The following is a 16,637-nucleotide window of genomic DNA, read 5'->3' as shown; positions in this document are numbered from 1 at the left end:
AAGCTACTTATGCCTTAAACGCTATTAAACCCTTATGTTTTGTCAGGAGCTGTACTTTAAATGACTAACGCATGGCATCTGGCGGTCGACTTCGGAACCTCGAATACGGCTGCCGCTCACCAGAGCCCCATGGGTAGGGAGATCTCCGCCCTTGCGTTGACGCACCGCTCCAACATCATGCCGTCTGCAGTATTCCTCGACGTCCCGCACGGCGCACACGCCGCTGCCGATGACGAAGAGCCCACACTGCTCAACGGCGATTCCGCCCTGGCGCGTGGCCGCCGCGACCCCTCCCGGCTGCTGCTGAGCCCCAAACGCTACATCGACCACGACGAGGTTCAGCTGGCTGGCCGTAGTCTGCCGTTGACGAAGGTCGTCGGCTCCGTGATCGCTACAGTTCTGCGTTCGGGCAAGGCTCAGCACGCGAACCAGGACCCCGAGACGGTTACGCTGACTCACCCCGAAGCCTGGTCGGCGCACTCCGTGGAGCAGCTGAAGCGCAGCGCCGTCGCCGCAGGCGTGCCGGAACAGAACCTGCGCGTGCTATCCGAGCCGCGCGCAGCTGCGATCCACTACGCCTCTCAGCAGTCCGTCCAATCCGGCTCCCACGTAGCAGTGTTCGACTTCGGTGGCGGCACCCTGGATATTGCCGTGCTGCGTGCAAAGGGGGATGGCAACTTCGAAGTCGTGGCCGCCAAGGGTGATAACAGCCTGGGTGGGCGCACCATCGACAACCTGCTGTACCGCTGGGTTCTGGACCAGCTGGAGCACGACGATCCCGACCTGGCGGACTTCGTTCGCTCGGCACCTATCACCACGGTGCACGCGCTGGAATCCAGCATCCGCGAAGCCAAGGAGATCCTATCGGATACGTCCTCGGCCACCATCAGTGTCTCTACTCCCCACGGGGAAACCGACCTGCTGATCACCCGCGATGAGTTCAACAACGTAATCGAGCAGTCGATCATGCGCGGAGTTGAACTGACCCGTGCGGCGCTGACTCAGGCGGGCGTCGATTCCACAAAGACCCCGATCTACATGACCGGTGGATCCTCGCGCATTCCGTTCGTGCAGGACCGACTGGGCGAAGTCGGCACCGTCATGACGCTCGACGACCCGAAGACCGTGGTGAGCCGCGGTGCGCTGGCTGCAACCCTGCGCGGGTTCACCGGTGGCGTGGATGGCGCACAGGGGGCAGGAACTCGCCCCGGTAGTGCAGGTTCCGGCAGTTCTGGCGCAGGTGCCGCTGGCGCAGCTGGACTAGCTGGCGCCGCCGGAGCTGGTCTAGGCGCCGGCGCTGCCTCCGCCGCAAACCGTTCCGGCCAATCCAGCCAACCCGGCCAGTCCGGCCCGGCGACCCCACCCGGCATGCCGCGTGCGAGCCAGAGCCCAAACCAGAGCCAGAACCAGGGGCCACAGTCCTACAACGCTTCCCCGCAGACTGCCGCCTTCGTGCCCAGCTCGGCAAACGCATACGGCGCCAGCAACTTCGCCAGCGCCCACGCAACGAGCTCCTCGAAGCCGAAGAAGTCCAACACTCCCGTGATCATCACGGCTTGCGTTGCCATCCTCGCAGTCGTCATTGCCATCGGCTTCGTTGCACTGAACGGCGGCGATGACAACGGTGGCGGAAACGGCGGTGGCGGCGGAAACGGCGAGGGCGGCAACCCGCCGTTCACCGAAGCTAGCCCCTACAGCCCGTCGCGGGAGCCGTATGAGTCGGATATGTACAAGCCACTGGCTTCCCTGCTCCCAGAGGTCAAGGACTACACTCCGACGAACTTCTACAACCGCATCGATAGCTGCAGCACCAAGCCAGACAAGGCAAGCTTCGCAGGTGCGGCCTACGACGGCATGGATATCGACATGTACTCCTGCCTACCCAGCCGCGACTCCCTCGAGGACCACAAGGATGAGTTCCTCTACAACAACTTCCGTTACACGCTGTCCGGAGACGACGCGCAGAAGGTCTATGACCACGGAAAGAACTCTTCCGTGAAGGGGCAAGTCCTCCAGGAGGCCGGAAACGGATGGCCGGAGATTACCTTCTACCCCACCGCCAAGTTCTCCAGCCCGAATGTCACGGTGTGGTACCCCGACGAAAAGCTGGTCGTGCTGTCCAACGGCAGGGCTGAGGACACCAAGGAAGACGCAATCGAGATGCTGAAGTTCTATAACCTGATGCCGCAGGACTAACCATCACTTCATTGATTCAAGGCACAAGTTAGAGCCCCACACACCGAGCGGAGATCGAGCTGCTCGATGTTGTGGGGCTCTTTGCTGTGGGGCAGGGACTGGCTGTTTATGCGCTAGTGACGCCGGCCTCCACCAGTGCCGCCTTCAGCTTCGCACGTGCACGATTGATGCGGGACTTAACCGTTTGAATTGGAATCCCCTGGTGGGCAGCGATGTCCTGGTAGCTCATGCCCGTGTATTCGCGCAAGACGATGACTTCGCGGAAGTCATCCGGCAGCTGCGCCAATGCCTGGCGCACGACCATTGCCGAGGTGACCTGTGACCCAACCTCCGGGGTCTGTGCAACCTCATCCACGCCTGCGTCTTCCTCTGGAACGTCTCGGCGGGAGCGCACGATCTGCAGCGCAGCGTTGGAGGCAATGCGGTACGCCCAGGTGGAGAACCTGGCGCGCCCGTCGAATTTTTCAATGTTCTTCCACGCAGAGGTCAGAGCGTTCTGCAGCGCATCCTCCGCATCGGCGCGGTTTCCGGTAATGGACAGGCAGACAGAGAACATCCTGCCCCATGCCTGGCGTGCTAGACGCGCGAAAGCCTGCTGGTCGCCCTCATGGGCTTTGGCCAGCAGGTCGCGTTCCTCGTCGCGGGTGAGTTCTTTCCGTGGGGTGTTAGATCCGTTAGACATTTCTGACTTCCCCCTACATTCCACTGAGGTCGGTCAGATCGTCCGGGTGATCATCGCCGTAGTCGTTGCCATAATCATCCTCGCCGTAATCAGTGACGTCGGCAGCGGGATCTGCTACTGGATCGGTCACCGGATCAGCGAGGTCAGCGGTGGGATCCTCGAGGTCACTCAGATCATCCAGATCTTCGTGCTCTGCCGCGCCGGTATCCACGTCGTCGCCCGAAGCATCACTGGGGAGGTCCTCCGCCGAGGTGGCGTCATCAACCAAAGAATCAGAATCGTCGAGATCCGCAAGGTCAACCTCGTGCGAAGCCTCATCTGCCGAAGGGCCTTCCGCGCCTTCCTCCGGGAAGGAATCCAGGTCGGGGATCAGATCCCCCTCGGGCATCTCGGTGTTCGGATCAACGGCAACATCCAACATCGCGTTGAATAAGTCGTCAAGATCCTGCGCTTCGTTGCCGAACAATTCCTCCAGCGGGGGAAGGATTGGTGCGTCTGCCTCGGTATCAGCGGATGGGCCAGCCATGTGTCCTCCGTTTTCGATCGAATCACTCTTCGTGCTCATCGTTCACCTCCTTCCACCAGCATCCGCAATAACAACAAAGAACGCGCTGAAGCAGATGAACCACTAAAACCTGCTTCAGGACGGTTGTGTAATGCACGCAAGACGGCGAAGGTTCCCGTGAGTAATAAAAGAATTACTTTAAGCGATTATGCCCGATCCCGCGCGCAGTTCAATAGGAAGAGTGGCATGCCCGTCAAGCAATACCGATTCGCACCATTGGAAAGTTAGCGAGACGAAACATAAAAAGTGATGTCGGCTAAAGCACATGCCGACTACAGTGGAGGCGGAGAATAACCGCGAACGGATAGGAGCCCGACGCAATGCCCATTAAGAGCGACCGCCCGGACATCGAACTCAGCCCGCTAGGTGTCTACGACTACGTCTTCGGCAACCTCACCACGGAGGAAGAAGACCGCGTCGCCGTCATCGATATCGCCGATGGCTCCGAAACGACCTTCGCGCAGCTGCAGAACTACATCGAGTCCACCGCAGGCTGGCTCGTCAGCAAGGGCATCAAAAAGGGCGACGTGGTGGCTCTGCATCTGCCTAACTCCCTCAACTTCATCGTCGCCGCCTACGGACTGTGGCGCATCGGCGCTGTCGTATCGCCGCTGTCGCTGCTGTCCACGCCGGAGACCGTCACCGCGCAGATTGAGGACTCTGGCGCGAAGATGCTGCTTACTGTTGCCGCGCTTGGTGACGCTTCGTCCCAGGGTGCTAAGGATGCCGGCATCGCAGAAGAAGACATCATCCACCTGGATACCTCCAAGGGTATGCAGCAGATCATGGCGGAGCGCCGCACGGCTCCCGAGGTGGAGATCGACCCCGACGAGGACCTGGCGGTACTCCCCTACTCCTCCGGCACCACCGGCCTGCCGAAGGGCGTGCGCCTGATGCACCGTCAGCTGGTGGCCAACGTGCAGCAGGGCCAGGACATCGACTTGCTGCGCCGGGACGACACGGTGTACGCGGTCTTGCCCTTCTTCCACATCTATGGCCTGACCGCACTGGTAAACCTGGCGCTCGCACAGCGCGCAAAGCTGGTTGTGGTGCCGCGCTTCGAGCTGCAGAGCTTCCTGGAGCACCACCAGAAATTCGAGGTGAATTTCACGTTGATCGCCCCGCCGATCGCCGTGCAGCTGGCGAAGCACCCGATGGTGGATAACTACGACCTATCGCGCATGCGCGGAGTATTCAGCGGTGCAGCCACGCTGGACGAGGATCTGGCTCTGGCGCTGGAGAAGCGCCTGGGCATCCACGTGCAGCAGGGCTATGGCATGACTGAGACCTCGCCACTGGCGCATGCGAATGTCTCCAAGGACATCAACCGCGGCTCCATTGGCAAGCCCTGCGCCAACACCGAGAGCAAGCTGGTGGATCCGGAGACCCTGGAGGAAATTCCGCTGCCCAGCGAGGGCGTATCCGAGGTCGGCGAGCTGTGGGTTCGCGGACCGCAGATTATGGCCGGCTACCTGAACAAGCCAGAGCAGACCGCCGAGGCGCTGCCGGGCGACGGCTGGCTGCGCACCGGCGACCTGGCGAACAGCGACCCGGAGGGCAACGTTCACATCGTGGACCGTCTGAAGGAGCTGATCAAGTACAAGGGCTACCAGGTTCCACCCGCAGAGCTGGAGTCGGTGCTGCTGAGCCACCCGGAGATCGCAGACGCCGCCGTGATCGGCGTGCACCGCGCCTCTGATGGCGAGGAACTGCCGAAGGCCTTTGTCGTGGCCCAGCGGGGTTCTTCCCTCAACGAACAGCAAGTGATGGACTTCGTGGCCGAGCGCGTGGCGCCCTACAAGAAGATCCGCATTGTTGAGTTTGTGCAGGGCATTCCGAAGTCCTCCACGGGTAAAATCCTGCGCCGAGAGCTGCGCGAGCGCGCGGTTTAGCTTTCGACGATTGGCACTCGGCGATACGTGCCGTCGCGGAGGTCGGCGTCCTCAATCTCGTGGCGAGAAATACCAAGGATGAACAACACCTGATCCAGGAAGGGGTAGTTCACAGAGGCGTCGGCGATCTCCTTGAGGGCGGGCTTTGCGTTGAAGGCGATGCCCAGGCCGGCCGTGGACAGCATGTCGATATCGTTTGCGCCGTCGCCCACCGCGACGGTCTGGTTCAGCTGGATGCCGTTGGACCAGGCGAACTCCTTCAGGCTTTCCGCCTTCGCCTGACGGTCGATGACCGGGCCGATCACGCGGCCGGTGAGCTTGCCGTCGACGATCTCCAGGGTATTCGCGCGGGCGAAGTCGAGGTCCAACTCGCGGGCTAGTGGCTCGATGACCTGGATGAATCCACCGGAAACCACGCCAGCCTTGTATCCCAGGCGCTTCAGAGTGCGGATGGTGGTGCGGGCGCCAGGGGTCAGCTGGATGTCGTGGGCGACCTTCTCCACTACTGCGGCATCCAGGCCGGCGAGGGCCTTCACGCGCTCGTGCAGGGATTCGGCGAAGTCCAGCTCGCCCCGCATCGCGCGCTCGGTGACGGCTGCGACCTCTTCCTCGCGGCCGGCGTAGGCTGCCAGCATTTCAATGACCTCGTGTTGGATGAGGGTGGAGTCTACGTCGAAGCAGATTAGGCGCTTCGCCCGGCGGGCCAGTCCGGCGCGCTCGATGGCGATATCCACGCCCACTTCCGAGGTCAGGGTTGCCAGGGCCTTGCGCAGTGGCACACCGCCGCCTGGTGCCGGGTTGGCGACAGTCAGGTTAAGCTCCAGGCCGGTGACCGGGTAGTCCGCAATGCCGGTGATCGTGTCGATATTCGCACCGTAGTCCGCCAGGGTCTGGCCGATGCGGGAAATGTGCGTGGCCGTCAGCGGGCGACCCAGCACAACCATCACGTGCGTGGAGTGCGGACGGGTGCTCGAGAGGTTGTCGTCGGCCTCGACGCTGACCCGCATGCCGTAGGAAGCCAGGGTTTCCTTAAGTCCCTCGCCGAGCGGTTCAAGGTCTTCTTGTCCGACGCCCACTAGCGCCGCCAGCGACAGCTTCCCACGGAATACAGACTGCTCAATGTCGAGTAGCTGCACTCCGTAGGAGGACAGTACTCGGAAGAAGGCCGCGGATACGCCGGGGCGGTCAGGACCGGTAACGGTGATCACGCTGGGCGCGAGGCCTTCCTGCAGCGTGTCCTCGAGGGCGGACTCGAAGTGCGGGTCGTTGGCCGAGTCGGCTGCGGGCTGGCTAACGGAAGGGTTGGGGTTGTTGGCGTTATCGGAGGTAGTCACGGGCTATATTGTCCCACTTCCCCGCAAGAATTGATAACCGAGACTGCATAGCCCTCATTTCAGTTCCCCCGCTCCACCCACAGTCCCCGCTTCCCCAACCAACTCCCTGTGCACCCCGAGAATGCGAAAATCCACACCCCGCGTAGTTGAGGTGTGGATTTAAGACCGGGCCAGCCGCCAGGCACCTAGCGACTGCGCTGGGCAGTGGCCGGGTGAGGGGGCGTCACTCGAAAGTGCGCTTAGAAGTGGCGACCAACGTGAGCCTCGTCGCGCATGCGCTTGACCATGTGCGGGTGGTGCAGCTCGAACGCCGGGCGCTCGGAGCGGATGCGAGGCATGGAGTCGAAGTTATGGCGCGGCGGCGGGCAAGAGGTTGCCCACTCCAGGGAGTTGCCGTAGCCCCACGGGTCATCAACGGTGACGACCTCGCCGTAGCGGTAGGACTTAAAGACGTTCCACAGGAACGGAATCATGGAGATCGCCAGGATGCAAGCACCAACCGTGGAGATCTGGTTCAGGGTGGTGAAACCATCCGTCGGCAGGTAATCAGCGTAACGACGCGGCATACCCATGTTGCCCAGCCAGTGCTGCACCAGGAAGGTGGTGTGGAAGCCGATGGTAACCAGCCAGAAGTGAATCTTGCCCAGCTTCTCGTCCAGCATGCGACCGGTCATCTTCGGGAACCAGAAGTAGATACCAGCGAAGGAGGCGTAGGTCACGGTACCGAACAGGGTGTAGTGGAAGTGAGCAACCACGAAGTAGGTATCAGAAACGTGGAAGTCCAGAGCCGGGGAAGCCAGCATGACACCGGTCAGACCACCGAAGAGGAAGGTGGCGAAGAAGCCGACCGCGAAGATCATCGGGGTCTCGAAGGTCAGGCGGCCCTTCCACATCGTGCCCAGCCAGTTGAAGAACTTCATACCGGTCGGCACGGCGATCAGGAACGTCATGAAGGAGAAGAACGGCAGCATCACGGCGCCGGTCACGAACATGTGGTGTGCCCACACGGCCATGGACAGTGCAGCAATCGACAGGGTTGCGAACACCAGGCCGACGTAGCCGAACATCGGCTTGCGGGAGAACACCGGGAAGACCTCGGACACGATGCCGAAGAACGGCAGTGCCAGGACGTAAACCTCAGGGTGGCCGAAGAACCAGAACAGGTGCTGCCACAGGATAGCGCCGCCGTTACCAGCGTCGTAGATGTGGCCACCCAGCTTGCGGTCGTAGAAGACACCCAGGGCTGCAGCGGTCAGCAGCGGGAAGATCAGCAGAACCAGCAGAGAGGTGACCAGGATGTTCCAGGTGAAGATCGGCATGCGGAACATGGTCATACCCGGCGCACGCAGGCACAGGATGGTGGTGATCATGTTCACAGCGGAAGCGATGGTACCGATACCACCAACGCCGACGCCCAGGATCCACAGCTCAGAGCCCACGCCCGGAGAATGCGTAGCGTCTGCCAGCGGCATGTACATGGTCCAACCGAAGTCAGCAGCACCACCCGGGGTCAGGAAGCCGAGCAGCATAACGACACCACCGGCGGTGGTCATCCAGAAGCCGAAGGCGTTCAGACGGGGGAATGCCACGTCAGGCGCGCCGATCTGCAGCGGCAGGATGTAGTTCGCGAAACCGAACACCATCGGGGAGCCGTACAGCAGCAGCATGATCGTGCCGTGCATCGTGAACAGCTGGTTGAACTGCTCATTGGACAGGAATTGCTGGCCCGGCGCGAAAAGCTCGAGACGGATCAGCAGGGCCATCAAGCCACCAACCATGAAGAAGGTGAAGGACATGATTAGGTACATGATGCCCAGAAGCTTGTGGTCGGTCGTGGTCAGCATCTTCCATGCGAGGCTGCCACGCGGCGCCTCACCAAAAGGCGCAGGCCGAGCCGGGGAAACCTCATGGCTTTCCCTAGGCGCTACTGCGGTCATTAGTTCCTCCTGACTACGCGTGACCTGCCCTTTTCCTCTTGCGAGCATTAAGTTACTCACAGGATTCTTTGAGCCGGTCACCCAAAAGAATGTTTCCTCTACCCTGTTCCCGCTGGGTCGGCCTCGTCAACAACCGACCCGAACAGACGCAGAATGCTTACATAGTATCCCGTTAACGCGCATTTCAATAGCCGTGGACGGTGCCCTGTTAACAGATCCCACGTTTTCGGGGGTGCTAATTAGAAGTCCCAGTCGTCGTCGACGGTGTTTTCGGCCTTACCGATAACATAGGAGGACCCGGAGCCAGAGAAGAAGTCGTGGTTCTCGTCGCCACCCGGGTTCAAGGCGGAGAGGATCGCCGGGGAGACGCGAGTCTCGTCAGCCGGGAACAGCCCCTCATATCCCAGGTTGTTCAGCGCCTTGTTGGCGTTGTAGCGCAGGAAGCGCTTCACGTCCTCGGTCCAGCCGAGCTCGTCGTACAGGTCCTCGGTGTACTGTGCCTCGTTGTCGTACAGTTCCAGCAGCAGGTCGAAGGTGTGCTCCTTCAGCTCCTCCTGGCGCTCCGGAGTCTCGTTTTCCAGTGCGCGCTGGTACTTGTAGCCGATGTAGTAGCCGTGCACGGACTCATCGCGGATGATCAGGCGGATAATGTCTGCGGTGTTGGTCAGCTTCGCATGCGAGGACCAGTACATCGGCAGGTAGAAACCGGAGTAGAAGAGGAAGCTCTCCAGCAGCACAGAGGCAATCTTCTTCTTCATCGGATCGTCGCCCTCATAGAAGTCGAGAATGATCTTTGCCTTGTTTTGCAGCTTCTCATTCTCTTCGGACCAACGGAAGGCGTCGTTAATCTCAGGCGTAGAGGCCAGCGTCATGAAGATAGAGGAATAAGACTTCGCGTGAACGCTCTCCATAAAGGAAATATTCGTAAAGACGGCTTCCTCGTGTGGAGTGGCAGCATCCTCGATCAGCTTTACTGCACCAACTGTGCCCTGAATCGTATCCAGCATGGTCAGGCCGGTGAACACACGCATGGTGGCCTGCTTCTCCATGTCATTTAGTGTGGACCAGCTGGGGACGTCGTTGGACAGTGGCACCTTTTCGGGCAGCCAGAAGTTGGCAGTGAGGCGATCCCACACCTCCAGGTCCTTGTCATCTGGGATGCTGTTCCAGTTGATGGCGGATACCGGATCGCCGTCGACGCGGTGTACGGGAGTGTGGGGTGCGTGCGCACTCATCGCTTACGTGTCTCCTTCTCACAGAACGTGCTGATTTTCTTGCTGTCCCTCAGCTTGTGCACTTCGCCCCATCGTACCCCGTTTCCGCGACGCGCCTACCCCTCGGCCACCACCCCCATTTTGGGGGGTCTTTCTTAATGACGCCCTCAGCGCGCGCTGGAGCCGATTTCAGCCCAGAGCTGGGGGCGTCACTACCTAAAGAGCACGTCAGGATTGGTTTACAGGGCAACCTAAGTAAAGACAGCCTCACCGACTATACAATAGGCTCTGACCTGCATTGATAATATAAGGGTAGCCTGCGTTTGCTAGCCGATTGGATAAACCCTGAGTACGGTGAGCTGCATGGAAATCAACGAGAAGTTTCAGAAGCAATTGAACGAACAGGTCACCGCCGAGCACCAGGCTGCGCTGGTTTACACCCAGCTGGCTTATGAGCTGGACCGCCTCTCCTTCGACGGCATGAGCAGCTGGATGCAGGCACAGGCCGATGAGGAGCGCGAGCACGCTCAGAAGTTCGCACAGCACCTGCTGGACCGCGACGCGCGCGTGGACATCGAGACTGTTGAGATGCCTTCCCTGAAGATCTCCACCCCGCTGGATGCCTTCGAGGCTTCCCTCGAGCACGAGCGTAAGGTCTCCGCACTGATCCGCGATCTGGTGAAGACCGCCGACGAGGTTGGCGACATTGACTCCCGCAACCTGCTGAACTTCTTCCTGGAGGAGCAGATCGAGGAGGAAGCTACAGTAAGCAACATCATCGACCGCATCAAGCTGGTGGGCAACGATGGTTCCGGCCTGCTGCGCATCGACGCAGAGCTGGGCAACCGCTAGCAACCATTAACAAGGCCACTCAACGGCCAATAACAAAAGCCGACTGGGATTCCTCCCAGTCGGCTTTTTCATGCTCGGTGGAGGCCGCCCTCCACCTAGAGCAGGCCGCTCCCCTCCCCACTTAGAGCATGCAGCTCACGCAGCCCTCAACCTCGGTGCCGGTCAAGGCCGTCTGGCGGAGGCGGATGTAGTAGATCGTCTTGATCCCCTTGCGCCACGCATAGATCTGCGCACGGTTGATGTCGCGCGTGGTGGCGGTGTCCTTGAAGAACAGGGTCAGCGATAGGCCCTGATCCACGTACTTCGTCGCGACTGCGTAAGTGTCGATGATCTTTTCGTAGCCGATCTCGTACGCGTCCTCGTAGTACTCCAGGTTGTCGTTCGTCATGTACGGAGCCGGGTAGTACACACGACCGATCTTGCCCTCCTTACGAATTTCGATCTTGGAGGCGATCGGGTGAATCGAGGATGTGGAGTTGTTGATGTAGGAGATGGAACCCGTCGGCGGAATAGCCTGCAGGTTGCGGTTGTATAGACCGTGAGCCTGCACATCGTCCTTCAGCTGTTGCCAGTCCTGCGCGGTTGGCACCTGGATGCTGGAGTTGCCGATGATTTGGCGGATACGCTCCGTCTTCGGTGCAAACTCCGCCGGATCGTAGCGGTCGAAGAACTCGCCGCTGGCATAATCGGAGTTTTCGAAGTTGTGGAACTTCTCGCCACGCTCCTGGGCGATCTTGTTGGATGCCTTCAGAGCTTCGTACATCACTGCTGCGAAGTATGCATTGGTGAAGTCCAGAGCTTCTTCTGAACCGTAGTGGATGTGCTCGCGCCCCAGGAAGCCATGCAGGTTCATCTGTCCCAGGCCAATGGCGTGGGAGTTGTCGTTACCCTGGCGAACCGAAGGAACCGAGTCGATGGAGGTTTGATCTGCCACTGCGGTCAGGCCGCGAATCGCGGTCTCGATGGTCTTAGAGAAGTCCGCAGAGTCCATGGCCTTCGCGATGTTCATGGAGCCCAGGTTGCAGGAGATGTCATCGCCGATGGTCTTGTACGTCAGATCAGCGTTGAACTCCGATGGGGTCGAAACCTGCAGAATTTCGGAGCACAGGTTGGAGTGCGTGATACGACCTTCGATCGGGTTGGCCTTGTTCACCGTGTCCTCAAACATGATGTACGGGTAGCCCGACTCGAACTGGATCTCCGCCAGCGTTTGGAAGAACGCGCGCGCATTGATCTTGGACTTACGGATGCGCGGATCCTCCACCATCTCCTCGTAGTGCTCGGTGATGGAGACATCGGCAAATGGCTTGCCGTAGACGCGTTCAACGTCGTACGGGCTGAACAGATACATGTCGTCATTGCGCTTGGCCAGCTCAAAGGTGATATCCGGGATGACCACTCCCAGAGAGAGCGTCTTAATACGGATCTTTTCATCCGCATTCTCGCGCTTGGTGTCCAGGAAGCGCAAGATATCTGGGTGGTGTGCGTGGAGATATACCGCGCCGGCACCCTGACGGGCACCCAGCTGGTTGGCGTAGCTAAAGGCATCTTCCAGCAGCTTCATCACGGGGATCACACCGGAGGATTGGTTCTCGATGTGCTTAATCGGCGCACCGGCCTCGCGCACATTCGACAGCAACAGTGCTACGCCACCGCCGCGCTTGGATAGTTGCAGCGCGGAGTTAATAGATCGGCCAATCGACTCCATGTTGTCCTCAATGCGCAGGAGGAAGCAGGACACCGGCTCCCCGCGCTGCTTCTTGCCAATGTTGAGGAAGGTGGGCGTTGCAGGCTGGAAGCGACCGTCCATGATCTCGTCGACGAGGTTCGACGCCAACTCGGTATCCCCTGCTGCTAGCCCCAGTGCGACCATGCATACGCGGTCTTCGAAACGTTCCAAGTAGCGGCGTCCGTCGAAGGTCTTCAGCGTATAGGAGGTGTAGTACTTGTACGCGCCCAGGAAGGACTGGAAGCGGAACTTCTTGGCATAAGCCTGCTTAAACAGGGACTTTACGAAACTGAACTCGTACTGATTCAACACCGCAGGATCGTAGTACTCGTTGTCCACGAGGTACTTGATCTTCTCTTCCAAGTCGTGGAAGTACACAGTGTTCTGATTCACGTGCTGCAGAAAGTACTGGTTAGCAGCCTCACGATCCTTGTCGAACTGGATCTCTCCCGCGTCGTTGTACAGGTTCAACATTGCGTTCAGAGCGTGATAATCCAGCTGCTCCCGCTGGTCAACGGGCTCCTGGACGGTCTTTCCAATCTCGGTGCCAGTCATGTGTTTTGTGTTCTCCTCAAAAACTCGCGCTAAGAAAGTCTATTCGCGCCTATATATTCGTTTCGATTCTAATCAGTGCCCCGGACATGCGCGGGGCGGATGCGGAGCTCTTACTCCGCTGGGTTTTCAACCCGCTGTGTCAGCTTGCTAACTCCCAGCGTCCTTCGTTTCGCAAAGAAGTCTCGAACTCCGCTAAGCCTGCACGCACCCTTTGGACGTCCTCCTCGGTTCCCATCAGTTCAAAGCGATATAGATAGGGAACTTGGCACTTGGCGGAGATCACCTCCCCGGCCTTTCCGAAGTCAGCTCCGAAGTTGATGTTGCCGGAGGCGATCACGCCGCGCAGCCACTTACGGTTTTGCTCCACATTGAGGAACTTGATCACCTGTTTCGGCACTGGGCGCGAAAACTCTCCTGTCATCCCTGCTCCCCCGCCATACGTTGGCACTATCAGGACATGTGGTTGGTCGACCAGCAGGGGGGCGTCGCTACGCTTAAGCGGAATGCGACTAGAAGGTAGACCGAGCTTCCGTACAAAGCGGTGAGTGTTCTCTGTCGTGGAGGAAAAATACGTGATCAACATTGAGCCTCATCCTAAACAGCAATGCGCATAGTCAGTGGTGCGCTAAAAAGAGCCTCCACCGGAGATGGTGAAGGCAATTGGCGCGCAGATTAGGCGGCCTCTGCGGTCAGGGTGCGAATGCGATCGGGGCGGAAGCCGGACCAGTGATCTTCGCCAGCAACAACCACAGGTGCCTGCAGGTGGCCCAGCGCCATGACGTAGTCGCGAGCTTCATCGTCGAGGCTGATGTCCACGAGTTCGTAATCAAGACCGGCCTTGTCGAGAGCCTTCTTGGTGGCGTTGCACTGAACACAGGCGGGCTTGGTGTAGACGGTGATCATGGTGGCTGTCATTCTCCTGAATACTTCAAAAATACTTCGGATTGTTCGGCCCGGCGACAATGATTTCTGTGGGCGCTATCGGTGTAGGTTTTCGTCAGTGTACGTCTGGCGGGGCTTATGTACCTCGCCCCTCGTTGACTTGCTTAAGACTACACATCACAAGCGTGTAAGACAACCGCAAAAACACAACATTTTGGGCCGCAATTAATCACTGAACACTACATCTAGTAGTTACAAGTTGAGTATTCGCAGGTGGTAGATTTTCCCACCACTACATCTAGCCACATGAAAAACATGCATGTAATTTCAAAGCATGGATTACGCCAAACAGAGAAGCCATCTATGAGCTGGCAAAAGCCCCCTCAAGCCATGTCTTTGCCGCCCCCAAGCAATAAAAATCCCCCGCCTCACGCAACAGTGCGCGAGCACTGAAACGAAAAGACGGGGGAAGGTGGAACCCTCTGGCTTTAGCCCTGGCGAGCCTTGAAGCGAGGTTCCTTCTTGTTGATCACGTAGACCTTACCGCGGCGACGAACGACCTGAGCGCCCGGCTTGTTCTTCAGCGACCGAAGGGACTTGCGGACCTTCATCGGGCGCTCCTTTCCTCATCGACTTTCTTTACATCGCCAGGCAACGCAGGCTAAAAACCCGCTTATGCCGCCCGACACAAACACAAACGATGAGTCTACCCACCGACTCACTCAAAACCAAATAAGTGCATAAGCTGACGGACGGTCTAGCATCGGAAGGCATGAGCCCTTCACCTGAAAAGTCCACCGGCATCCCCAGCCCCTCCCACACCGCGAATGCGCGCCCTCTGCACGCGCGCATTATCGAAGAACTGGGGGTTCGCTCCACTATCGACCCGGCCGCTGAAGTGGAACGTCGTGTGCAGTTCATCGCCAACTATCTGCAGGCCACACGCACCCGAACCCTAGTGCTGGGCATCTCCGGCGGCCAGGACTCCACGCTCGCAGGCAAGCTATGCCAGTTAGCATGTGATCGCCTCAATGAACAGGCCGCCAAGGACCAAGCTGCCGATCAGCCATACCGTTTCTGCGCCGTGCGCCTGCCCTATGGAGTCCAGGCAGACGAGGACGACGCACAGATTGCGCTGGAGTTTATCGCACCGAGTATGGGCGTCACCGTCAACATTAAGGGTGCCACTGACGAAGCAGCGCGAGCAACGAGCGAGGCCCTCGGCATTTCGCACGTCAGCGACTTCAACAAGGGCAATATTAAGGCGCGCGAGCGCATGATCGCACAATATGCGCTCGCCGGGGAACTCGGCGGATTGGTTGTAGGCACGGATCATGCAGCAGAGGCAATCACGGGGTTCTACACCAAGCACGGCGACGGTGCGGCAGACCTCATGCCACTGGCGGGACTCACGAAGCGACAGGGCGCAGCCCTACTGCAGCACCTCGGCGCCCCCGATAGCACCTGGCAGAAAGTCCCCACCGCCGACCTGGAAGAAGATCGTCCTGCCCTGCCCGACGAAGAGGCGCTAGGTGTGACGTACACGCAGCTTGACGATTACTTGGAAAGCACCAATGGTGCCGCAGACCTAGATCCGCAGGTCACTAAGCACATCGAAGGCCTGTGGTTCCGGTCGCGTCACAAGCGGCATCTGCCGGTTGTTCCTCACGACAACTGGTGGCAGGCAGACTAGTTAGAACACGAACTGATCCAGAATCAGCGCGGTAAAGGCTAGGAACCAAGCCACAATCACCAGCAGTGGCATTCCCAGTGCGGAGTGAGGAACGCCCTCCCCCGCTTCACGACGCTGTTCACGCAGGATGTGCACCAAGGTCATTACAAACATTGGCAACGTCGCCGCCCACACCGCCATGCAATAAGGGCAAAGCGCGCCGATGGAGTAGATCGCCGCATAGGCCAACCAGTGCACAAACACCACGCCCAGCGCCAACCCCGCCAGCGTGCAGTACCATGTCCAGCGCGGGAGCTTCACGCCGACGATGAGTACCACGGCCAAGGTCATCATCACCGGAAAACCAATCAGACCGATAAAGGGGTTGGCGAACCCGAACGCGGATGCCTGATCCGAGGCCATCACGTCCGTACACGAGATCACTTCGTTGAAGGTGCAGGCTGGCTTGAAGTCGGGGTTCAGCGCCATCTGCAGCTTGTCGTGCATGATCAAGGCGGAGAAGATCAACCCGATCGTGGATAGCACCAGGAAGGTAATACCGAAGCGCTTCGTCGCTCCTAGACCGTTCATGAGTTTTCTCTCTGATTGTTTGTGACGCCCACACCTGTCTCGAACCGCATCGTTGCTATGAAGCGGTAGTTGAGACAGCCACAGCGGAGCCCTTTCACCTCGGTAAACTCCCTGAGCTGGGCGATTTCCATTGAGAACAGATTAGCACGCTGTGCGCTACGGGTTAAGTAAAGAAAAGTGTGTCCGCATGCCACCATAACCCCAGACCACACACCACAAATCACCAAAGAATAGCTCCCCGAAAGCTATTACCCACACCATCCCGCACCTCCGGCCACATTTGTGCTAACCGCACACCGGTTGGATTAAAGGATGACCACCAACCGCCCCAGCTGCCCACTATGCGGCAACAACACAAAGAAAAACGGCACCACCAGCAAATCAACCACCCGTTGGCGCTGCACCCACTGCGGACACTCCTTTACCCGCAACACCCAAACCCACAACAAAAATACCGCCACCATGGCTTTGTTCATCCAATGGGCCACCGGCACCCAATCTCTAACCACCTTCGCCGCACACCATGGCGTAACCAG

Annotated in this window: 15 protein-coding genes; 5 read left to right on the top strand and 10 right to left on the bottom strand. The window is 59.2% G+C overall.

From position 1 onward, the window contains the following. The first annotated feature begins 60 nt into the window (after positions 1-60). On the top strand, positions 61-2,196 hold the full coding sequence (locus tag JQ46_RS11545) for an Hsp70 family protein (RefSeq protein WP_034984619.1): 2,136 nt from the start codon (positions 61-63) through the stop codon (positions 2,194-2,196). A 106-nt stretch (positions 2,197-2,302) separates the two neighbouring features. Here JQ46_RS11545 and JQ46_RS00885 read toward each other — a convergent pair whose 3' ends face one another. Beyond that, a complete protein-coding gene (locus JQ46_RS00885; RefSeq protein WP_034984616.1) occupies positions 2,303-2,878 on the bottom strand; it encodes an RNA polymerase sigma factor in 576 nt (191 codons plus the stop codon). 13 nt (positions 2,879-2,891) lie between these two features. Beyond that, a complete protein-coding gene (locus tag JQ46_RS00880; RefSeq protein WP_034984613.1) occupies positions 2,892-3,443 on the bottom strand; it encodes a hypothetical protein in 552 nt (183 codons plus the stop codon). A 320-nt stretch (positions 3,444-3,763) separates the two neighbouring features. Between JQ46_RS00880 and JQ46_RS00875 the strand changes: the two genes are divergently transcribed. Then, positions 3,764-5,335, top strand: a complete 1,572-nt coding sequence (locus tag JQ46_RS00875) for an AMP-binding protein (protein WP_034984610.1) — start codon at positions 3,764-3,766, stop codon at positions 5,333-5,335. On the opposite strand, the gene serB is transcribed toward JQ46_RS00875, so the two are convergent. From serB to nrdF, 3 genes are all read right to left on the bottom strand, one after another. After that, on the bottom strand, positions 5,332-6,669 hold the full coding sequence (serB, locus tag JQ46_RS00870; protein ID WP_034984607.1) for a phosphoserine phosphatase SerB: 1,338 nt from the start codon (positions 6,667-6,669) through the stop codon (positions 5,332-5,334). The genes JQ46_RS00875 and serB overlap by 4 nt on opposite strands. Positions 6,670-6,908: 239 nt before the next feature. Then, positions 6,909-8,606 carry a cytochrome c oxidase subunit I gene (ctaD, locus tag JQ46_RS00865; protein WP_034984603.1) on the bottom strand — a complete coding sequence of 566 codons (1,698 nt, stop codon included), beginning with the start codon at positions 8,604-8,606 and terminating at the stop codon, positions 6,909-6,911. A 239-nt stretch (positions 8,607-8,845) separates the two neighbouring features. Next, positions 8,846-9,841, bottom strand: coding sequence for a class 1b ribonucleoside-diphosphate reductase subunit beta (nrdF, locus tag JQ46_RS00860; RefSeq protein WP_034984601.1), 996 nt, complete (start codon positions 9,839-9,841; stop codon positions 8,846-8,848). A 342-nt stretch (positions 9,842-10,183) separates the two neighbouring features. On the opposite strand from nrdF, the gene JQ46_RS00855 reads away from it, so the two are divergent. Next, positions 10,184-10,672 carry a ferritin gene (locus tag JQ46_RS00855; RefSeq protein ID WP_011273156.1) on the top strand — a complete coding sequence of 163 codons (489 nt, stop codon included), beginning with the start codon at positions 10,184-10,186 and terminating at the stop codon, positions 10,670-10,672. A 121-nt stretch (positions 10,673-10,793) separates the two neighbouring features. Here JQ46_RS00855 and nrdE read toward each other — a convergent pair whose 3' ends face one another. The 4 genes from nrdE to ykgO all read right to left on the bottom strand — a co-directional run bounded on the left by nrdE (position 10,794) and on the right by ykgO (position 14,449). Beyond that, a complete protein-coding gene (nrdE, locus tag JQ46_RS00850) occupies positions 10,794-12,956 on the bottom strand; it encodes a class 1b ribonucleoside-diphosphate reductase subunit alpha (protein WP_080719465.1) in 2,163 nt (720 codons plus the stop codon). A 139-nt stretch (positions 12,957-13,095) separates the two neighbouring features. Further along, positions 13,096-13,539, bottom strand: coding sequence for a class Ib ribonucleoside-diphosphate reductase assembly flavoprotein NrdI (gene nrdI, locus JQ46_RS00845; protein ID WP_034984600.1), 444 nt, complete (start codon positions 13,537-13,539; stop codon positions 13,096-13,098). 89 nt (positions 13,540-13,628) lie between these two features. Continuing rightward, entirely contained in the window at positions 13,629-13,859 is a 231-nt protein-coding gene (gene nrdH / locus JQ46_RS00840) for a glutaredoxin-like protein NrdH (protein ID WP_034984644.1), read from the bottom strand. A 467-nt stretch (positions 13,860-14,326) separates the two neighbouring features. Continuing rightward, a complete protein-coding gene (gene ykgO, locus JQ46_RS00835; RefSeq protein ID WP_005511141.1) occupies positions 14,327-14,449 on the bottom strand; it encodes a type B 50S ribosomal protein L36 in 123 nt (40 codons plus the stop codon). A gap of 161 nt (positions 14,450-14,610) precedes the next feature. Between ykgO and nadE the strand changes: the two genes are divergently transcribed. Further along, the gene (gene nadE / locus JQ46_RS00830; RefSeq protein ID WP_080719464.1) at positions 14,611-15,531 is read left to right on the top strand and encodes an ammonia-dependent NAD(+) synthetase; all 921 of its coding nucleotides are present in this window, start codon (positions 14,611-14,613) and stop codon (positions 15,529-15,531) included. Here nadE and JQ46_RS00825 read toward each other — a convergent pair whose 3' ends face one another. Beyond that, the gene (locus JQ46_RS00825) at positions 15,532-16,101 is read right to left on the bottom strand and encodes a vitamin K epoxide reductase family protein (protein ID WP_034984599.1); all 570 of its coding nucleotides are present in this window, start codon (positions 16,099-16,101) and stop codon (positions 15,532-15,534) included. 312 nt (positions 16,102-16,413) lie between these two features. Between JQ46_RS00825 and JQ46_RS10870 the strand changes: the two genes are divergently transcribed. Beyond that, positions 16,414-16,637, top strand: a 224-nt coding sequence (locus JQ46_RS10870; protein ID WP_080719467.1) for an IS1/IS1595 family N-terminal zinc-binding domain-containing protein, incomplete at its 3' end; no start/stop codon positions are given.

The sequence above is a fragment of the Corynebacterium jeikeium genome (assembly GCF_000738175.1).
Taxonomy (GTDB): Bacteria; Actinomycetota; Actinomycetes; order Mycobacteriales; family Mycobacteriaceae; genus Corynebacterium; species Corynebacterium jeikeium_C.
The sequence above is the reverse complement of the archived record's forward strand: the minus strand, read 5'-3'. Positions and strand labels throughout refer to the sequence as shown.

Coding starts and splice junctions, on each gene's coding strand:
- JQ46_RS11545 (WP_034984619.1), top strand. CDS start 61: ATGACTAACGCATGGCATCTGGCGGTCGACTTCGGAACCTCGAATACG.
- JQ46_RS00885 (WP_034984616.1), bottom strand. CDS start 2,878: ATGTCTAACGGATCTAACACCCCACGGAAAGAACTCACCCGCGACGAG.
- JQ46_RS00880 (WP_034984613.1), bottom strand. CDS start 3,443: ATGAGCACGAAGAGTGATTCGATCGAAAACGGAGGACACATGGCTGGC.
- JQ46_RS00875 (WP_034984610.1), top strand. CDS start 3,764: ATGCCCATTAAGAGCGACCGCCCGGACATCGAACTCAGCCCGCTAGGT.
- ctaD (WP_034984603.1), bottom strand. CDS start 8,606: ATGACCGCAGTAGCGCCTAGGGAAAGCCATGAGGTTTCCCCGGCTCGG.
- nrdF (WP_034984601.1), bottom strand. CDS start 9,841: ATGAGTGCGCACGCACCCCACACTCCCGTACACCGCGTCGACGGCGAT.
- JQ46_RS00855 (WP_011273156.1), top strand. CDS start 10,184: ATGGAAATCAACGAGAAGTTTCAGAAGCAATTGAACGAACAGGTCACC.
- nrdE (WP_080719465.1), bottom strand. CDS start 12,956: ATGACTGGCACCGAGATTGGAAAGACCGTCCAGGAGCCCGTTGACCAG.
- nrdI (WP_034984600.1), bottom strand. CDS start 13,539: ATGTTGATCACGTATTTTTCCTCCACGACAGAGAACACTCACCGCTTT.
- nrdH (WP_034984644.1), bottom strand. CDS start 13,859: ATGATCACCGTCTACACCAAGCCCGCCTGTGTTCAGTGCAACGCCACC.
- ykgO (WP_005511141.1), bottom strand. CDS start 14,449: ATGAAGGTCCGCAAGTCCCTTCGGTCGCTGAAGAACAAGCCGGGCGCT.
- nadE (WP_080719464.1), top strand. CDS start 14,611: ATGAGCCCTTCACCTGAAAAGTCCACCGGCATCCCCAGCCCCTCCCAC.
- JQ46_RS00825 (WP_034984599.1), bottom strand. CDS start 16,101: ATGAACGGTCTAGGAGCGACGAAGCGCTTCGGTATTACCTTCCTGGTG.